General features: G+C 67.2%; 15 protein-coding genes. 6 read left to right on the top strand and 9 right to left on the bottom strand.

Annotated features, from left to right (window positions below):
* Window positions 1–115 precede the first annotated feature (115 nt).
* Together Y704_RS0108585 and Y704_RS0108580 are read right to left on the bottom strand one after the other, a co-directional pair.
* Window positions 116–811: a hypothetical protein gene (locus tag Y704_RS0108585; RefSeq protein WP_155850280.1), complete on the bottom strand. Its 696-nt coding sequence runs from the start codon at window positions 809–811 to the stop codon at window positions 116–118.
* Between the two features lie 132 nt (window positions 812–943).
* On the bottom strand, window positions 944–1843 hold the full coding sequence (locus Y704_RS0108580) for an SDR family oxidoreductase (RefSeq protein ID WP_026549823.1): 900 nt from the start codon (window positions 1841–1843) through the stop codon (window positions 944–946).
* Window positions 1844–1956: 113 nt separating this feature from the next.
* Between Y704_RS0108580 and Y704_RS0108575 the strand changes: the two genes are divergently transcribed.
* From Y704_RS0108575 to Y704_RS0108565, 3 genes are read left to right on the top strand one after another with little or no spacing between them, the layout of a single operon-like run.
* Complete coding sequence (locus tag Y704_RS0108575; protein WP_026549822.1) at window positions 1957–3087, top strand: type III polyketide synthase; 1131 nt, start codon at window positions 1957–1959, stop codon at window positions 3085–3087.
* Window positions 3084–3806: a class I SAM-dependent methyltransferase gene (locus tag Y704_RS0108570; protein WP_026549821.1), complete on the top strand. Its 723-nt coding sequence runs from the start codon at window positions 3084–3086 to the stop codon at window positions 3804–3806. Before Y704_RS0108575 ends, Y704_RS0108570 begins: the two co-directional genes overlap by 4 nt.
* The gene (locus tag Y704_RS0108565; RefSeq protein ID WP_026549820.1) at window positions 3799–4935 is read left to right on the top strand and encodes an FAD-dependent oxidoreductase; all 1137 of its coding nucleotides are present in this window, start codon (window positions 3799–3801) and stop codon (window positions 4933–4935) included. The genes Y704_RS0108570 and Y704_RS0108565 overlap by 8 nt, the downstream gene beginning before the upstream one ends.
* 117 nt (window positions 4936–5052) lie before the next feature.
* Here the strand turns inward: Y704_RS0108565 and Y704_RS0108560 are convergent, their stop codons facing one another.
* Window positions 5053–5592 carry a hypothetical protein gene (locus tag Y704_RS0108560; RefSeq protein ID WP_026549819.1) on the bottom strand — a complete coding sequence of 180 codons (540 nt, stop codon included), beginning with the start codon at window positions 5590–5592 and terminating at the stop codon, window positions 5053–5055.
* Window positions 5593–5732: 140 nt separating this feature from the next.
* Between Y704_RS0108560 and Y704_RS0108555 the strand changes: the two genes are divergently transcribed.
* A complete protein-coding gene (locus Y704_RS0108555; protein WP_035772057.1) occupies window positions 5733–6083 on the top strand; it encodes a DUF3140 domain-containing protein in 351 nt (116 codons plus the stop codon).
* A gap of 21 nt (window positions 6084–6104) precedes the next feature.
* Here the strand turns inward: Y704_RS0108555 and Y704_RS0108550 are convergent, their stop codons facing one another.
* From Y704_RS0108550 to speB, 3 genes are all read right to left on the bottom strand, one after another.
* Window positions 6105–6308 (bottom strand): hypervirulence associated TUDOR domain-containing protein, encoded by a 204-nt coding sequence (locus Y704_RS0108550; protein WP_026549817.1) that lies wholly within the window; start codon window positions 6306–6308, stop codon window positions 6105–6107.
* Window positions 6309–6388: 80 nt separating this feature from the next.
* Window positions 6389–8080 carry a thiamine pyrophosphate-binding protein gene (locus Y704_RS0108545; protein ID WP_026549816.1) on the bottom strand — a complete coding sequence of 564 codons (1692 nt, stop codon included), beginning with the start codon at window positions 8078–8080 and terminating at the stop codon, window positions 6389–6391.
* Window positions 8081–9070: an agmatinase gene (speB, locus tag Y704_RS19915; RefSeq protein ID WP_035772055.1), complete on the bottom strand. Its 990-nt coding sequence runs from the start codon at window positions 9068–9070 to the stop codon at window positions 8081–8083.
* 267 nt (window positions 9071–9337) lie between these two features.
* Here speB and Y704_RS19910 point away from each other — a divergent pair, with 267 nt between their 5' ends.
* Window positions 9338–11971, top strand: a complete 2634-nt coding sequence (locus Y704_RS19910) for an excinuclease ABC subunit UvrA (RefSeq protein ID WP_051476839.1) — start codon at window positions 9338–9340, stop codon at window positions 11969–11971.
* On the opposite strand, the gene Y704_RS0108530 is transcribed toward Y704_RS19910, so the two are convergent.
* Complete coding sequence (locus Y704_RS0108530; RefSeq protein WP_026549815.1) at window positions 11931–12509, bottom strand: cupin domain-containing protein; 579 nt, start codon at window positions 12507–12509, stop codon at window positions 11931–11933. The two genes, Y704_RS19910 and Y704_RS0108530, sit on opposite strands and share 41 nt — an antisense overlap.
* A gap of 161 nt (window positions 12510–12670) precedes the next feature.
* On the opposite strand from Y704_RS0108530, the gene Y704_RS19905 reads away from it, so the two are divergent.
* Window positions 12671–14242: a sodium:solute symporter family protein gene (locus Y704_RS19905; protein ID WP_051476838.1), complete on the top strand. Its 1572-nt coding sequence runs from the start codon at window positions 12671–12673 to the stop codon at window positions 14240–14242.
* A gap of 122 nt (window positions 14243–14364) precedes the next feature.
* On the opposite strand, the gene Y704_RS19900 is transcribed toward Y704_RS19905, so the two are convergent.
* The gene (locus Y704_RS19900; protein WP_253904266.1) at window positions 14365–15657 is read right to left on the bottom strand and encodes an AI-2E family transporter; all 1293 of its coding nucleotides are present in this window, start codon (window positions 15655–15657) and stop codon (window positions 14365–14367) included.
* Between the two features lie 33 nt (window positions 15658–15690).
* Entirely contained in the window at window positions 15691–17424 is a 1734-nt protein-coding gene (locus Y704_RS0108515) for a long-chain-fatty-acid--CoA ligase (protein ID WP_026549814.1), read from the bottom strand.
* Between the last annotated feature and the right edge of the window lie 98 nt (window positions 17425–17522).

Raw genomic sequence — 17522 nt, 5'->3', positions numbered from 1 at the left:
CGCAGGTCGCCGCGCCGACGGCTAGGTCGATACATCCAGTCACAGGTCGCCGCGCCGACGGCTAGGTCGATACATCCAGTCGCAGGTCGCCTCGTCGACGGCTAGGTCGATACATCTAGGCGCAGGTCGCAGCGTCAATGGTGATGTTCAGGTTGTGCGGTACAGAGTACTCACGCTCCGGGGTGGAGAAGCCGACCAGCACGTTCTCAGCCGTTCCGCGCTGTACGCCCTCGTTGAGTTCGACGGCCACCACGATGTTGATGTGCTGGTCCGGTTCGAAGACGTACCCGGTCGCCGGGACTGGCTCCACGGCGAAGGTGCTCGGCGCCGTAGGCTCGGGCGTCGGGACGGCCTCGTGCTCGCCGTGGGCGCCCGGTGCCGCGCCGTGGTTTCCGTGGCCCTCACGGTTGGCCGGCGTGATCTCTGCGGACACCGCGGTCAGCCCGTTCGGGGAACCGAGACCGATGTCCCCGAAAACAAAGGTCTGGAGTGTCGGATTGTGCAGCATGACCGTGTAGGTGAGGACACCGCCCTTCGGCTGCACACCGCACAGCTTCGCGCCGTCCGCACCGACGTTGAGTGGATCGTCGCCGAGGTTGTCGCCGACGAAGGCGGAATCCGGCTCGCTCTGGCCGGCGAGGGACCGGCCGTCGGCGTCCTGCCCGGCAGAAGCCGTCCCCTCGGACCTTTGGCCGTCCCGTGCGGTGTTGACATTGAGCGGATTGTCCTCGGTGGCGGCGCATCCGGACATCAGGGCGACCACAAGAATCGCCGCGGTCAGTCCGCCTGCCTTATACCTGGATCTCGTCACGCCCGTGCCGCCTATCGATGAGTGCCGTTACCGCAGCTTTCAAGCTGGGCATCCTTGTTTGTCATTCGCCGCCGGTGGCCGCCCGGCTTGGTGCTTCCCCAAGGGGATTTCCAACAGTGGCCAGGCGAGTGGCTAAGCGAGTGGCTTGCCTCCGGTCACCCCCAGCACCTCGCCCGAGACGTAGCGGGCGTCATTCGATGCCAGGAACACGAACGCCCCGGCGACCTCCGCGGGCTGGCCCATCCGCCCCAGCGGCGTGCCGTCCCCGAAACTGTCCAGCTTCTCCGGCGTGGTGGTGGCAGGCTGCAGCGGGGTCCAGATGGGCCCGGGCGCCACCGCGTTCACCCGGATGCCGCGCTCCCCCAGGAGCTCGGCGAGACTGAAGGTCAGGTTGTTGAGGGCGGCCTTCGTGGCCGCGTAGTCCATCAGGCTCGTTGAGGGATGGTAGCCCTGGACCGACGTCGTGTTGATGATGCTCGCGCCTTCCGACAGGTGCGGAAGAGCGGCCTGGATGAGCCAGACCGTTCCGAAAACGTTGGTTTCGAAGGTCCTCCTCAGCTGGTCGGTATCGATGTCCTCGATGCCGCCCGGCTGGGCGATGTGGAACCCGGCGTTGTTGACGAGGATGTCCAGGCCGCCGAGTTCAGTGATCACCCTGTCCACTGCTGCCCCCGCATAGCTCTCCTCGCGCAGGTCCCCGGGTACTGCCAGGGCCTTCCTCCCTTCGGCCTCGATCAGCTCGCAGCAACTGCGGCCGTCCTCCTCCTCCTCGGGCAGATACCCGATGGCGACGTCGGCGCCCTCCCGTGCGAAGGCCAGCGCGGTGGCGCGGCCGATACCGGAGTCCCCGCCGGTGATGAAGGCCCTCCGGCCCTTCAGCCGCCCGCTTCCGCGGTAGCTCTGTTCCCCATGGTCGGGCCGCGGGTGCATACGCTCGGTGAACCCCGGGTACTCCTGCAGTTCGGTGGAGGCATCGATGTCGGGACCCCGCGGGTCCTGCTGGTCGAGCGTGTCTTCCGGACCGTGTGCCATGCCGTGCTCCTCGGGTATCGGGCCTGTGAGGATCTTAAGCCTACTGTCCGTAGCACGGGGCGGGAGTCCCCGCCCTCATTGTGTTTAGCCCACCAGTCCTCTAGTAATGGACTATGACTGTGATGCTGAGGTCCCTTGAAACCGCTGTGCCCGAGACGGCGATGAAGCAGTCCCTCGTCCGTGATGCCTTCGCCGCACAGCCCGACCTCACCCGGCTGGGAACGCGGCTTGTCGGGGCCGCCTTCGACTCCTCGGGCATCGACACACGGTATACCGTGGTGAAGGAGTTGACGCTGGACAGCGAGTCCGAGCACCCGGTCTTCTTCGACCGGAGAGAGATGCGTATCCTCTTGCCAAGTACCAAGGTCCGCAACGAGGTCTATGCGGAGGAGGGCACCAAACTCTTCATCGAGGCCGGCCGCAAGGCGCTCGACGCCGCATCGGGCGTCGAGGCAGACGATGTGACCCACGTAGTGACGGCGTCCTGCACCGGGTTCTTCGCACCCGGCCCTGACTACAAGGTGGTGAGGGCGCTGGGCCTTGCGCCGTCCGTGCAGCGCTACCACCTCGGTTTCATGGGCTGCTACGCCGCGTTTCCGGCACTGCGCGCGGCGAAGGCGTTCTGCGAGGCGGACCCCGACGCCGTCGTGCTCGTGATCGCTGCCGAACTGTGCTCGCTCCACGTGCGGTCCTCCAACAATCCGGACACCATCGTCGGCTCGTCGCTGTTCGCCGACGGTGCCGCCGCGGCCATCGTGACGGCCCGCGATATCCCGCTGGACGGTCCGGCGCTCAGCCTTGATCACTTCGAGACCGTCCTGACTCCCGTGGGCGAGGAGGCGATGGCCTGGAACATCGGTGACGAGGGCTTCGAGATGGTTCTCGGAACCTACGTGCCCCACATCATCGACGACCACATCGTCGGCGCCCTCGAGCCGCTTCTCGCCCACGACGAGACTCTGCGGGGAATGGCATACCGCGACATCGAGCACTGGGGCATCCATCCGGGCGGTCGCAGCATCCTCGACAAGGTCGAGGCGAAGCTGGACCTTGCCGAAGAGCAGCTGGTGCCCGCCCGCGAGACGCTTCGGAAGTACGGGAACATGAGCAGCGCGACGGTGATGTTCGTCCTGAAGCACATCCTGGAGCAGCCATCAGCGGGTGGTAACGGCCGCGTCTGCTCCATGGCCTTCGGACCCGGACTCACCGTGGAAACCGCCCTCTTCACCAAAGTAGGCGCATGAGCGCTCCCGGTTTCCTGGTCCGGCGGGATACGGACTCCGTCGAGGAGATGGACAGGCCCGACTGCGATCCGGTGCTGCTGGCGAACACCTACCGACAGTTCGGCCTGATCAATTCGGTGGTCTCGGGCTGGCGGCACACCTACGTGACGCTGCTGCGGCCGCAGCTCACGGCGTCGTCGTGCTCGCTGCTCGACGTCGGATCTGGTGGCGGGGATGTGCCGCGCGTGCTGGCCCGGTGGGCGCGGAGGGACGGACTCGACCTCGAGATCACAGCGATCGATCCCGACGAACGGGCCCACGCCTTCGCGACCGGGCAGCGGCCGGTGCCCGGTCTCACGTTCCGCAGGGCATTCAGTTCCGAGCTCGTGGCGGAAGGAAGGACGTTCGATGCCGTCATTTCCAACCATCTGCTGCATCACCTGTCCCCCGGCGAATTCTCGGGGCTGCTCCAGGACACCGAAGACTTCGCCCCCCGCATCGCAGTACACAAGGACATTGCGCGCCACCGCGTGGGGTACGGACTTTTTTCGATCGGGACCCTCCCCCTCCGGGGATCCTACATCCGCACTGACGGCCTGACGTCCATCCGGCGCAGCTACACGCCGTTGGAGCTTCGGTTCCGTGTGGACGAGGAGCACCGCACGGGGTGGAGCGTGCGCCGCGCTCCCCGATTCCACCACCTGCTCGTGTACCAGGGCGGGAACCGCGCGAATGCATGACGTCCTGGTGGTGGGCGGCGGGCCGGTCGGCCTGTATACGGCGCTGCTGCTCCGGCGGGCCGGGCTCGACGCCGTCGTCCTGGAGCGTCGCACTGAGCGCAGCAGGTACTCCCGCGCCATCGGCATCCATCCGCCCGCCCTCGCGGCATTGGAATCGGCCGGAGTTGCGGCGGCACTGATAGCCAGGGGCGTGCGAATTCGGGAGGGAACTGCCAGAAGCCGCGGCGAGTACGTCGCCGGCGTCTCCTTCGGCGGCCTGCCCGGCGCGCACCCCTATGTCCTTGCCGTTCCGCAGGCCGTCACCGAAGAAGTCCTCGAGAACATGCTCGACGACGAGTATCCGGGCACCCTGCGCCGCGGCGTTGCGGTGGGCAGGATCCACGACGCCGGCGACCGGGTGTTCGCCGACACCCGGAGCGAGGGCGTCAGTGGCGTGCTTGCGGCGGCGCTCGTGATCGGGGCGGACGGCGCCCGCAGTTCCGTGCGGGGCGCCGCAGGCATTTCCGCGCCCGGGCTGACCTACCCCGACTGCTACGTCATGGGGGACTTCGCCGATTCCACGGTCCACGGCTCCACGGCGGTGCTGTACCTCGAGCCGGGCGGCATCGTCGAGTCGTTTCCGCTGCCCGGATCAGTCCGCCGCTGGGTAGTGTGGGTGGGCTGTCCTGTCGAACGGCCGACGGCGGGTGGCCTCGCCGCACTCATCGCCGAACGCACCGGAGTGGGCGTGGAGGCTGGCAGCAACAGCATGCTCAGCGCCTTCGAGGTTCGCTCGCGTGTGGCCCGGCGCTTCGTCGCCGGGCGCATTGCCCTCGTGGGCGACGCCGCCCACGAGGTGAGCCCGATCGGCGGCCAGGGCATGAACCTGGGCTGGCTGGACGCAGAGCGTCTGGTGCCGATCATCGCCGCGTCGCTGCTGGACAAGGAGGATGTGGGGCTGCGGTTGCGGTCCTTCGAGACGGACCGACGGAAGGCTGCCCGCCGGGCCCGGCGCATCGCGCACCTGAACATGGCGCTCGGGCGTCCGCTGCCGTCAGCCGTCCTGACGCCTCGCAACAGGCTTTTCGCCGGATTGTCCAGGGTGCCAGCGGTGCACTCCGGGCTGACCCGCGCCTTCACCATGCAATGACGTCCGGACGCAGCGAACCCCCGTTCCCGGGGACGCTGCACGGGTGGGCGTTCGACCGCCCGCTCCATGCCGCGCCCCAGGGATCCGGGGGTCGTGGCTCCGGAAAGGAGTGCGCTGCTACTTCCGAAGCAGGCCCTTCTTGACGTTCTCCGGGCGCTGCATCTCGCCCTGCTTCGCACCCAGGACGATGACGATGCCGCTGAACACCGGAAGCGCCCACTGCAGCATCTTGAGCTGGGACTGGGCCTTCGCCAGTTCGTCGGACGCTCCTGGGCGGGGCTCCGTAGCGCCCTGACTGCCCTGGTCGGCAAGTTCGCCGACCTTCTTGCCGAGAATGCCGGAGTACAGCGAAAGGGCCATTCCCACCACGGTGACGATCGACTTCCACACGGTGTTGGAGCCGACGGTGTCCTGGGCTGCGACGCGGCCCTTGTTGCCGAGGATCAGGCCGATGCCGCCGATGCCGTGGGCTGCGAAGGCAGCAATCTGGACCGGGGTCCACATGGCCCAGCCGAGGCTGGACAGCCGCGTGCGCTCCTTGGGGTCCTTTGCCTTGCCGGTGGCGCCGTTGAGTCCGACAGCGCCCATGAGGGTGCCTCCGAACCAGGCTGCTGCGCCGAGGTCGTGGGCTGATCGTGCCAAAAGGTTTCCTGCCATGATGTCGTGCTCCTTTAATCTTCGAATTCGGCCTACTCTCTACATTTATCAGCATGCTTAGGATTAAGCTACGAGAAAGCCTGAAAACCCGTTGTTGTGTGGGATGTTCCGCACCGACGGCCAGCGAGAGGATCGGCAGAATGGCGAACACGTCCGGGAACCAGGACAGCGAAGTCGACGAGGTGTGGCCCGACTGGGAGGAGGCTGTCAACATGACCGCCTCCGCTCTCGAGAAATGGCTTGACACCGAGGAGTCGAAAGCCGTGGGACAGAAGGAGGGCGGGGAGTCGGTGGGGCACAGGTCCGGACGGCGGATCGTCGAACTCCTCGGAACCAGGAAGGCGGACCTGACCGACTCCGATGTTGCGCACATGAAGAAGGTTGTCGGCTACGTCCACCGTCACCTTGCGCAGCGGCCCGCCAAGGAGGACGTCGAGCACTCCAAGTGGCGGTACTCCCTCATGAACTGGGGCCACGATCCCCTGAAGTAGGCCTCGCCGGAAACCGGGCCGCTACTTCTTGCTGAGGGCGCCTTCCTTGTGGGCTGCTTTCGCGCCCGTCTTGGCGCTTTCGACGATGTAGTACGGCTCATCCTCGGACGCCTTGAACTTCTGGTCGGAGAACTCGAACTCCTTGACGCGCTTCTCCACGATTTTGCCTTCGGTGGTGCCCTGGGACGTATTCCAGGTCACCTTGTCTCCCTTGGAGAATGACATTGCCGCTCCTTCCGATCTGGTGCCGACTGGGCGCAGTCGCGTTTTTCGAGCCTACCCCCGGGCAGGGACGGACCGGAAGGCTAGCCCTCCAGGTGCGTGGGCGCGAAGAGCCCCAGGAGCGTCTCGACCACCACCACGTTGGGCCCGTCGGCCGCGAAGCTCTCTTCCAGTGCCTGCCGCACACCTTCCGGCTCGACCCGGCGTGCCGGCACTCCGAAGGCCTCCGCAAGTTTCACGAAGTCAGGCCGGGAAAGTTCGGTCGCGGTCGCCTTGCCGAAAGCCCCCTCCATGTACTCGCGGAGGATGCCGTACCCGCCGTCGTCGACAATGAGCCAGGTCACCGCGAGGTGGTGCTGGTGCGCAGTGGCGAGCTCGGCAATCGAGTACATTGCCGAGCCGTCGCCCGAGACAGCGAGCACGCGGGCGTTCTTCCCCTTCGATTCGAGGCCCACGGAACCACCGATGGCACCCGGAAAGCCGTACCCCAGTCCACCTGCTCCCTGCGCCGAGTGGAACTGCCCCAGACGGGCGTCCCAGCAGCTCCAGGCCCAGTACGCGGAGATGGTCATGTCCCAGAATGTCTGCATGTCATCCGGGGCGGCTTCGCGGATGTCGGCCAGAAAGCGGCGTTCTTTTTCGAGGTCCTGGGAGTCGAGCCTCGCCTGCACCTTCGCGAGCGTTGCCGCAACCAGGGCGACGGCGTCGTACCCCTCGGTGCGGTTCCGGTCCAGCTCGGAGAGTCCCTCGTCGATCGCCCTCAGTGCCTGCCCGGCATCGGCGCGGATTCCGAGCGCCGGGCGGTTCGACTCGAGCACGCGCGGTTCGGCGTCGATCTGGATGATGCGTCCGCGTGGTTCGAGCGTGAAGTAGTTGGAGGTCACCTCACCCAGCGAGGATCCGATCACCAGCAACAGATCGGCGTCCTCGAGGACCTCCGTCACATGCCGATCCTCGACCCATGACTGGAGGGACAGCTCGTGGCGCCAGGGGAAGGCCCCGTTGCCGCCGGGCGAGCACACCACCGGCGCGCCCAGCTTCTCGGCGATGGAAAGCAGCCACTCTTCCGCGTTGCCCCGGCGCGTTCCGCCGCCGGCGACAATGGCCGGACGCCTGGATTCGTTCAGCCAGGCGAGTGCTTCGCGGACGAGTTCGATGCGGGGCGGGTTGTCGAAGGGCTCGGCGAGCGCGTCCTCGACCGCGGGGACCATCACGGGATCCAGCAGGACGTTCTGCGGGACCTCGATCCAGACCGGACCCTGGGGCGAGGATACCGCTTCGGTCCAGGCGTCCTGGATGGCAGAGGGAATGCCGGAGGCGTGCTGGATGAGCCGCTGGCTCTTGGTCACGTTCGCAGCTGATGCCTTCTGGTCATCCAGCTGGTGCAGCATTCCCTTGCGGCGCGCACCAAGCCCCTCGAGGGGAATCTGGCTCGCGATGACGATCATCGGCACGCCCGTGGCGTACGCCTCCTGCAGCCCGGCGAGCGACGTGAGCGCCCCGGGTCCGGTGGAGAGGAACAGCACTCCCACCTCACCGGTAGCGCGGGCGAAACCGTCGGCGGCGAAGGCCGAATTGTTCTCCACCCGCGAGGAGACGAAGGTCAGGTCCGACCTGGACAGCGCGTCGAACAGGCCCAGCGCGTGCTGCCCCGGGATTCCGAACACCGTCGTCGCGCCGAGCGCTTCCAGCGTCTCGACCACGAGGTCGCCGCCGTTACGCTGTCCGGTCAGGGGCTCGGGTGGGGCTGAGGCAGCGCCGCCGGTGATTTCCATTCAGTTCTCCTTGCCGCTGGGTGAGGTGAGGTTGTCGGCCATCAGGCTGACGAGGTCGTACGCGACGTGCGACGCCGCGATGCCCGTGATCTCGGCGTGGTCGTACGCAGGGGCGACCTCGACGACGTCGGCCCCGACGAGGTTCATGCCGCGGAGCCCGCGCAGGATCTCGAGCAGCTCGCGGCTGGTGATGCCTCCGGCTTCCGGGGTGCCCGTGCCCGGCGCGTGGGCCGGATCGAGAACGTCGATGTCCACCGAGATGTACAGGGGGCGGTCGCCGATGCGGCTGCGGAGCTTGTCGACGATCTCGTCGACACCCTGACGGAAGACATCCGAGGACGTGACGATGCCGAACCCGAAGCGGCGGTCGTCCTCGAGGTCCTTCACGCCGTACAGGGGGCCCCGCGTGCCCACGTGGGAAATGGCCTCGGTGTCGAGGATTCCCTCCTCGACGGCCCGCCGGAAGGGCGTCCCGTGGGTGTACTCCGCGCCGAAGTAGGTGTCCCAGGTGTCCAGGTGCGCGTCGAAGTGAAGCATCGCCACGGGTGTGCCCGCGCGCTCCGTGGCTGCCCGGAGCAACGGCAGCGCAATGGTGTGGTCACCGCCGAGCGTCACCAGACGCGTGCCGTCAGCCGTCAGATCCAGTGCGTTCTGCTGCACCGTCTCGATGGCTTCGTTGATGTTGAACGGATTGACGGCCATGTCCCCCGCATCCGCGACCTGGACGCGTTCGAACGGTGAGATGGCGAGCGCCGGATTGTAGGGGCGCAGCAACCGCGAGGCCTCGCGGATATGGTTGCCGCCGAAGCGGGCTCCCGGCCGGTAGGACACTCCGGAATCGAACGGCACGCCCACCACCGCGATGTCGGTGCGTGCCACCTGGTCGAGGCGGGGCAGCCGCGCAAAGGTTGCCGCCCCTGCGTAGCGGGGTATCCGGGCAGAGTCGATCGGTCCCAGCGTTCCGCCGGCAGTTATCCGCAGTTCTTCCACGAGGTCCGCTTTCCGTTCTCCAGCGTCGGTTCGTCCCGTGTTGCTGGTTGCTAAATATGCATCAGATGTTTCACCTTAGGCTAATTGTGGGGAAGCACGGGGTCAAGGCCCGCGGGCGGCGCGGTGAATCAGGCGCCCGCGCGTTACTCCTGCCGAACACCATCATCCCAAGCGCTCTGGTGAGGGATGTCGACGCCAGTGCCGTTTTCCCGCCCGTCAATAGCGGCGTGGATCGACGCGACCGCGGACGACGTTAGAGTCGGGTGAATGGCAGACACAACAGAATCCCGCATATCCGCCGACCTGCAGGCCGAGGGCCGGGACGGGTTCGTGCGGGTCCGCGGAGCGCAGGAGAACAACCTGCGGAACATCGACGTCGACGTCCCCCGTGACGCCGTCGTGGCCTTCACCGGCGTCTCGGGCTCAGGCAAATCCTCCCTCGCATTCGGCACCATCTATGCCGAGGCGCAGCGGCGGTATCTGGAATCCGTGGCGCCCTACGCCCGCCGGCTGATCCAGCAGGGCCACAATCCGAAGGTCGAAAGCATCAGCGGACTACCGCCGGCCGTCGCACTCCAGCAGCGCCGGGGCACGCCGAGCTCCCGGTCCACCGTCGGCACCCTCACCACGCTCTCCAACTCCCTGCGCATGCTGTTCTCCCGCGCCGGCACCTACCCGCAGCAGGTGGAACGGCGACTGGATTCGGACGCCTTCTCCCCCAACACCGCCGCGGGCGCCTGCCCGCAATGCTCGGGGCTTGGCACCGCGCACACCGTCACCGAGGAAACGCTCGTACCGGATCCCACCAGGACCATCAGCGGCGGCGCCATCGCGGCCTGGCCCGGCGCGTGGCAGGGCAAGAACCTCCGCGACGTCGTCCGGGAACTGGGCCACGACGTCGACACACCCTGGCAGGACCTGCCGCAGGAATCCCGGAACTGGATCCTCTTCACGGACGAGCAGCCGCAGGTGCAGGTGACGCCACAGCGGGACCGCGTTGCGAAACCCTACAGGGGACGGTTCTGGAGCGCGAAGAGCTATGTGCTGCACACCCTGGCCGATTCGAAGAGCCAGTCGATGCGTGAGCGGGTGCTGCAGTACATGGAATCGGGGCCGTGCCCGCTGTGCGGCGGAAGCGGCCTTCGCGCCGAGGCGCTCGCCGTCACCTTCGCCGGCCGGAGCATCGCCGACCTCAACACCCTGTCCCTGGCGGAACTGGCCGGCGTCCTCCGCCCCACCGCCGGACGGAAGGAACCCGACGCCGCGTGGGAGTCGCCGTCATCCGGTGAAGGGACCGGCGTCGCCGTGACCATCACCCGGGATCTGCTGCAGCGCATCGAAGTGCTCCTGGAACTCGGCCTGGGATACCTGAGCCTCGGCAGGACCACCCCCACGCTGTCCCCCGGCGAAATGCAGCGCCTGCGCATCGCGACCCAGCTGAGATCAGGACTGTTCGGCGTCATCTACGTGCTGGACGAACCGTCCGCCGGATTGCACCCGGCAGACGCCGAACCGCTGCTGAGCGTCCTTGAAGCACTGAAGGCGTCAGGCAATTCGGTGTTCGTCGTCGAGCACAACATGGACGTGGTGCGGCGTGCGGACTGGATCGTCGACGTCGGTCCACGGGCCGGCCAGGACGGCGGCACCGTGCTGTACAGCGGGCCGGTTGCCGGCCTGGCAGGGATCGAGGAATCGGTCACGCGGCCGTTCCTCTTCCCGGACACGAGACCGGCCACGGCACCGGACGACGCGCCACCGGGCGACGCCGCGCCGGCACGGGTGCCGCGGGAGGCGAGGACGTGGCTGCGGCTGGAGGGCATCCGCCGGCACAACCTCAGCGACCTGGACGCCGTCATTCCGCTGTGCGTCCTCACGGTGGTGACCGGCGTGTCCGGGTCAGGCAAGTCCACCCTGGTGAGCCAGGTGCTGGCGGATGTCGCCGGCAGGCACGTTCGGAACGATTCGCCTGTCGACCTCCCGGACGGCGCCGGCAACGACTTCGAATCGGCGCCGGGCGACCGCACCGTCGTCGGCCGGGTGCAGGGCCTCGAGGCCCTGGACCGCGTGGTGCGGGTGGATCAGAAACCGATCGGACGGACGCCGCGCTCCAACCTCGCCACCTACACCGGACTGTTCGACGCCGTGCGCAGGGTTTTCGCCGCCACGGAGACCGCCCGTGCACGGAGTTACGACGCCGGGCGGTTTTCGTTCAACGTGGCCGGGGGCCGCTGTGAGACCTGCCTCGGCGAAGGCTTCGTCGCCGTTGAGCTTCTGTTCCTCCCCGGCAGTTACGGACCGTGTCCGGCATGCCGGGGCGCCCGCTACAACCCGGAGACACTGGAGGTGACCTATCGGGGCAGAAGCGTCGCCGACGTCCTGGGACTGACGGTCGACGACGCCGCGCACTTCCTCGCTGACGTGCCGTCCGCTGCGCGCAGCCTGGCAACGCTGCGGGACGTGGGGCTGGGCTACCTGCGCCTCGGGCAGCCGGCCACCGAACTATCGGGCGGTGAGGCGCAGCGGATCAAGCTGGCCACCGAACTGCAGCGTGCCCGCCGCGGCCACACCCTGTACCTGCTGGACGAGCCGACCACCGGGCTGCACCCCGCGGACGTGCGGCTGCTGCTCGAACAGCTCGACTCACTCGTCGATGCCGGCAACACCGTGGTGGTCGTGGAGCATGAGATGGATGTCGTGGCTTCGGCCGACTGGGTGATCGATCTCGGCCCGTCGGGCGGGAACGAGGGTGGCCGCATCGTCGCCGCGGGGATACCCGCCGCCGTCGCCGTCGCCGACGGAAGCCGTACGGCCCCCTATCTCGCGAAGCGCCTGGCCCTTGGTGCCCTGGGAAGCGGCGGCGTCAGCCCTGTGAGGCCGCCGGCACGAGAGTCCACAGAATGACGGCACGGTCCCCCGAAGGATTGAACCAGGTATGCGGTTCCCTGCCCGGAAAGGTGACGGTGTCGCCGGCCTCGAGCTCGTAGCGTTCATTGGAGAAGATCAGTTCGAACCTTCCCTCGATAACATGCAGCGTCTCGACCTCGCAGTCCACCGAATACAGCTCATCCTCGCCGCGCCCGTGCGGTTCGATGACCGCCCGGATCATCTGCAGCCGTCGCTCCGAGCGCGCCGTCAGCAGCCGCTCGTTGATTCCCTCGCCGCCGAGACTGATCCGCGGCGCCTCACGAAGCTTGGTGAGGTGGATTTCCGGAGCGAGGAACAGATCACCGATCGAGATGGACAGCACCTGGCACAGGGTCACGAGCGACGCCACGGAAGGGGAGGTGAGGTCCCGCTCCACCCGGCTCAGGAACCCCTTGGTCAGACCGGTGGATTCGGCAACCTGTTCGATGGTCATGCGTTGCGACTGCCGTTCGGCACGAATCCGCGATCCAATCGCCACGGGGGCATTGGTCGGTTCTACTGGCAACGCTTTCACAGAATCCTTTCGGCGAGAACAGGCTTAGAGCTTATCCGGCATCGTATGGGCCGCCGTCGCCGGTGCATATCGACAACGTTGACGTGTAAGCCGCATCACATTAGCCTATTACGCAACATAAGTTGCATCAAGAGCATCAGAGCACGGGTCAGGACAACGTCATGCAGTTCGTCAATATTGCCATCGTGGTCGCGTACCTCGCCGCCATGCTGGGTTTCGGCTGGTGGGGCAAGTCGCGGACCAAGAACACCAGCGACTACCTCGTGGCCGGGCGGCGCCTTGGACCGCTCCTCTACACCGGCACGATGGCCGCGGTCGTCCTGGGCGGCGCCTCGACCGTGGGCGGGGTGGGCCTCGGCTACACCTACGGGATTTCCGGGATGTGGCTCGTCGTCGCGATCGGCACCGGAGTTCTCCTCCTGAGCCTGCTTTTCGCGCCCACCATCCAGAAGCTGAAGATCTACACCGTCTCGCAGATGCTGACCCTGCGGTACGGGCACGAGGCGACGAAGGTTTCCGGCATCGTCATGCTCGCCTACACGCTGATGCTCTGCGCCACGTCCACCGGGGCCTACGCCACCATCTTCGTGGTGCTCTTCGGGTGGGACCGGGCCCTCTCCATCGCCGTCGGCGGCGTGATCGTGCTGATCTACTCCACCATCGGCGGCATGTGGTCGATCACCCTCGCCGACATGGCGCAGTTCGTCATCAAGACCATCGGGGTGTTCGCCCTGATGCTTCCCTTCGCCCTGGCGGCGGCAGGCGGGTTCAGCGGTATCGCCGAGCGGTCCGAAGCGGAGTTCTTCAGCATCACGGGAATCGGCCTGCAGAGCATCATCACCTACTTCGTCGTCTACACCCTGGGGCTGCTGATCGGGCAGGACATCTGGCAGCGGGTCTTCACCTCGAGGACGCCGGAGGTCGCCCGCTGGGGTGGCGCGACCGCGGGCATCTACTGCATCCTCTACGGAGTGGCAGGGGCCGTCATCGGCATGGCCGCCAGCGTGATTCTGCCGAACATCGAATCACGCGATGACGTCTATGCGGACATCGCCATCAATGTCCTGCCCATCGGCGTGGGCGGGCTGGTCCTGGCGGCCGCCGTCGCCGCCATGATGTCCACCGCCTCCGGCGCGCTGATCGCGGCGGCGACGGTCGCCCGCACCGACGTCGTGCCCTACGTCCGGAGCTGGTTCGGCCGCGGTGCGGGAGCCATCTCCGTGGCTGACCCGGCGGGAACCGATTCCGGGTCCTCCTCCGAACACGACATCGCGGGAAGCCGCAGGTGGGTCCTCGGCCTCGGGCTCGTGACCATCGCCCTTGCAATCGTGGTGCAGGACGTCGTCGCGGCACTGACCATCGCCTATGACATCCTCGTGGGCGGTCTGCTCGTGGCGATTCTGGGCGGCCTGGTGTGGAAGCGCGGCAACGGACTCGGCGCGGGCGTGTCGATGGCGGTCGGCACAGCCGTCACGCTGGCCACCATGGCGTACCTCGAGATCAACGCCGAGAACCAGTACGACGGCGTGTACGCCAACGAACCCATCTACTACGGCCTGGCGGCCTCAGCGATTGCCTACATCCTGGTGTCCGTTCTGACTCCGGCCACCAGCGCTCCGGTGATGGCCGCCTGGGAGCAGCGGGTGTCGGGCATCCTGCCGGACGGCTCCGCTGCCGTCGGCGACGACGCCGGCGGATCTCCGACGTCGTCGATCGGTCCCCGCGCCCGCTGATGTTGCTGCGCTCCCCCAGATTCATCGACTGCGCAGCACCTACCACCGAACGCCCAAATAGCCGTCATTGCTGCACACTGGATGCACCCCCAGCCCCCAGGCCAGGACGGGCTTCCCCGCGCTTAGTCCTCCGGGCCGGAGTTCTTCTCCGACTCGGAGGCTCGGCGACCCTTGCTTCGACCTGCGCGTGACTCGGTGGCCGGCCGTTTCGCTGCCATGGCAACGGACACGGCGGCGATCCGGCCCAGGAGGGGCCGGTCCTCCTTGGCCATGGAGCTCAGTCCGTGCCCACTCTCATCAAGCGCGGTCTCCTTCTCGGCACGTTCTATCTCCTCGGCACTGATGTCACTGTCGTTTTCCCGGTTCCAGGCCTTGATGGCGGCCCAGCCAACGGCGGCGACCGGCACGGACAGGATGGCGCCGATGATGCCGGCCAGGATGGTTCCGGCGGTCAGGGCGAGCAGGATGACGAGGGCGTGCACGCTGAGCGTGCGGCCCATGACCACGGGCTGGAGGAAGTTGCCTTCGAGCTGGTTGACCACGATCACCACGATGATCACGATCAGGGCCGTGGTGGGCCCGTTGGCCACCAGTGCGATGAGGGCCGCGAGCACGCCGGCAAGCGTCGCACCCACCAGAGGGATGAAGGCTCCCACGAACACGATCGCGGCGAGCGGAAGTGCCAGCGGTACACCGAGAATCACGAGGGCGAGCCCGATGAAGAAGGAATCCACGAGCGCCACGATGGCCGTCCCGCGGACATATCCACCCAGCACCTGCAGGCTGTCGTGTCCGACACGCCGGGCCTTCACGAGGCGCTTGCCCTTGAACGCCCGGAGGATGAAGGCCCAGATCTGCTCGCCGTCCTTGAGGAAGAAGAACAGGATCACTGCCATGAGCAGGGCACCGGTGATGAAGCTGCCTGCGGCACTCAGGCCGGAGATCGCCCCGGCGCCCACGGTGCTGCTGGTGGCGAAGTCGACGGCTGCATCCCGCGCCTGCTGGATCTGCTGGTCATCGACCGGAATCGGGCCGTTCTCGACGAAGGCATAGACCTGGTCGAAGCCCTCGGTGGCCTGGCTGGCCAGCTCACCCGCCTGGCCCACGATCGCCAGCACGATGGCCGTGATCAGTCCTCCGAAAGCCACGAGAAGCAGCAGAAAGGAAAAGCCCGTCGCTGCTGCACTTGGCCAGCCCTTCCTGCGCAGCCACAGAACCAGGGGACCGATGGCCGCGGCAAGGATCAGCGCCAGGAGCATCGGGATCACCACGAGCCTCACCTGGATCAGGGCGTAGACCAGGACCACGGCGAGCACGAGCAGCATGAGCACCTGCGCCACCCGGATACTCGTGCGGCCAAGGGGCCCCTGCCACGGGCTCGTCTCCCCCGAAGTCGATGCGTTCTGGTTGCTCACTTTATTCCCATCCGTGTGTTGACTCATGCAGTGTCACCTGAGTTCCTGGCCATTCGATGCTGGTGACCCCTCCGTCAGCAGGAGCGTGCGCACCTCGCGCCGCAGAACCTTGCCGATCAGGGAGCGCGGCAGCTCCTCGACCGCAATCACCCGTTTCGGCACCTTGTAGGCGGCCAGGGCGGCCCGGCAGTGCTCCCTCAGCGCCTCGGCGTCGAGGTCGCACCCTTCCCGGAGCACCACCACGGCCACGACATCCTCGCCGCCTCCGGCCCTGGGCACGCCGACCACCGCGGCATCGGTCACGTCCGCATGGGACGACAGGGTGTCTTCCACCTCCGACGGAGCCACGTTGAACCCGCCGGTGATGATCAGTTCCTTGATGCGGTCCACGATGGTCACGTAGTGGTCCTCATCGATCCGGACGATGTCACCTGTCCGGAACCAGCCGCCGTCCAGCAGCGCATCGCTGGTCTCCTCGGGCTTCTGCCAGTACCCCGAGAATACCTGGGGTCCTCGGATCAGCAGCTCCCCCGCCTGCCCGGGTTCGCGGTCCCGGGACGGGTCGTCGGGATCGACGACACGGACGTCCGTATTGGGGAACGGCAGCCCCACCGTCCCGGGACGCCGTGTCGGGCCGATGGGGTTGCCGATCGAGACGGGAGACGTTTCGGTGAGGCCATATCCTTCCACCAGGTAACCGCCGGTAGCTTCTTCCCACAGTGTGACAGTTGCTTCGGGAAGATTCATGGCACCGGAGATCGCCCAGCGGATGGAACTGAGATCAGCGCCGCGCGCGTTGGCTGCCGCTGCCAGCCGCTCATAGATGGGCGGCACGGCGGGCAGGAACGTCGGCGGGCTCTTGCGGGCCGCGTCGAGCACGAGGTCGACGTCGAACCGTGGAAAAAGCACGAGGCGCGCGCCGATGCTCATGGCGAAAGTCAGGCACAGCGTCAGTCCGTAGGCATGGAACATGGGAAGGACCGCGTAGACGACCTCCCTGCCCTCCACCAGTCCCGGAACCCAGGCGCGGCCCTGGGCTGCGTTGGCCAGCAGGTTGCGGTGGGTCAGCACTGCTCCCTTGGCCTGGCCGGTTGTCCCGCTGGTGTACTGGAGCACCGCGGTGTCGCCCGACGAAGGACGCGGATGTGTACTGCGCAGGGAACGGTTGGCAAGAAGTCCGCGCCAGCTGAGCACCGGCCGCGGCCCGGACAGGCGTTCCGACGTCGTCAGGGCGTCGCGGGATTTCCTGGCGGCGGGCAGCGGGAGTGAGAGGGCGAGCCGTTTGAGCGCGGGCAGGGCCGCCGGGAGGCTGACCGACACGATCGTTCCGACGCCGATGTCGGTGGGCAACGCCTGGATTCGGGGCACCACCTTGTCCCAGACGACGGCCACCGTGGCTCCGTGATCCTCGAACTGGTGGCGCAGTTCCCGATCGGTATAGAGCGGATTGTGCTCGACGACGATGGCTCCCAGCCGCAGCACTGCGTAGAACGCCACAATGTGCTGGGGACAATTGGGGAGGACGAGCGCAACCCGGTCTCCCGCACCGACGCCCAGACGCCGCAGACCCTCCGCCGCCCGCAGCACCGACTCACCGAGCTCGCGGTAGCTCGTTTCGGCGCCGAAGAATTCGAGCGCTATCGACCGGTCGTAGGACCGCACGGAGGATTCAAGCAGATCAGGGAGGGACCCTGCGGGTACGGCAATTTCCGCGGGGACGCCGGGACCATACCGGGCAACCCACGGACGTGGCGGCGCGAAATCCATAAGCCTGCTTCCTGTTTGGACGGAATAGACTCTACCGCGCGCGGGACGCCGTGAGGTAGCCCGCGCGCGGCCCGGGTCGCGCGCGGGACGCCGTGAGG

This window comes from Arthrobacter sp. Br18, from assembly GCF_000520555.1.
Lineage (GTDB): Bacteria > Actinomycetota > Actinomycetes > Actinomycetales > Micrococcaceae > Arthrobacter_D.
The sequence above is the reverse complement of the archived record's forward strand: the minus strand, read 5'-3'. Positions and strand labels throughout refer to the sequence as shown.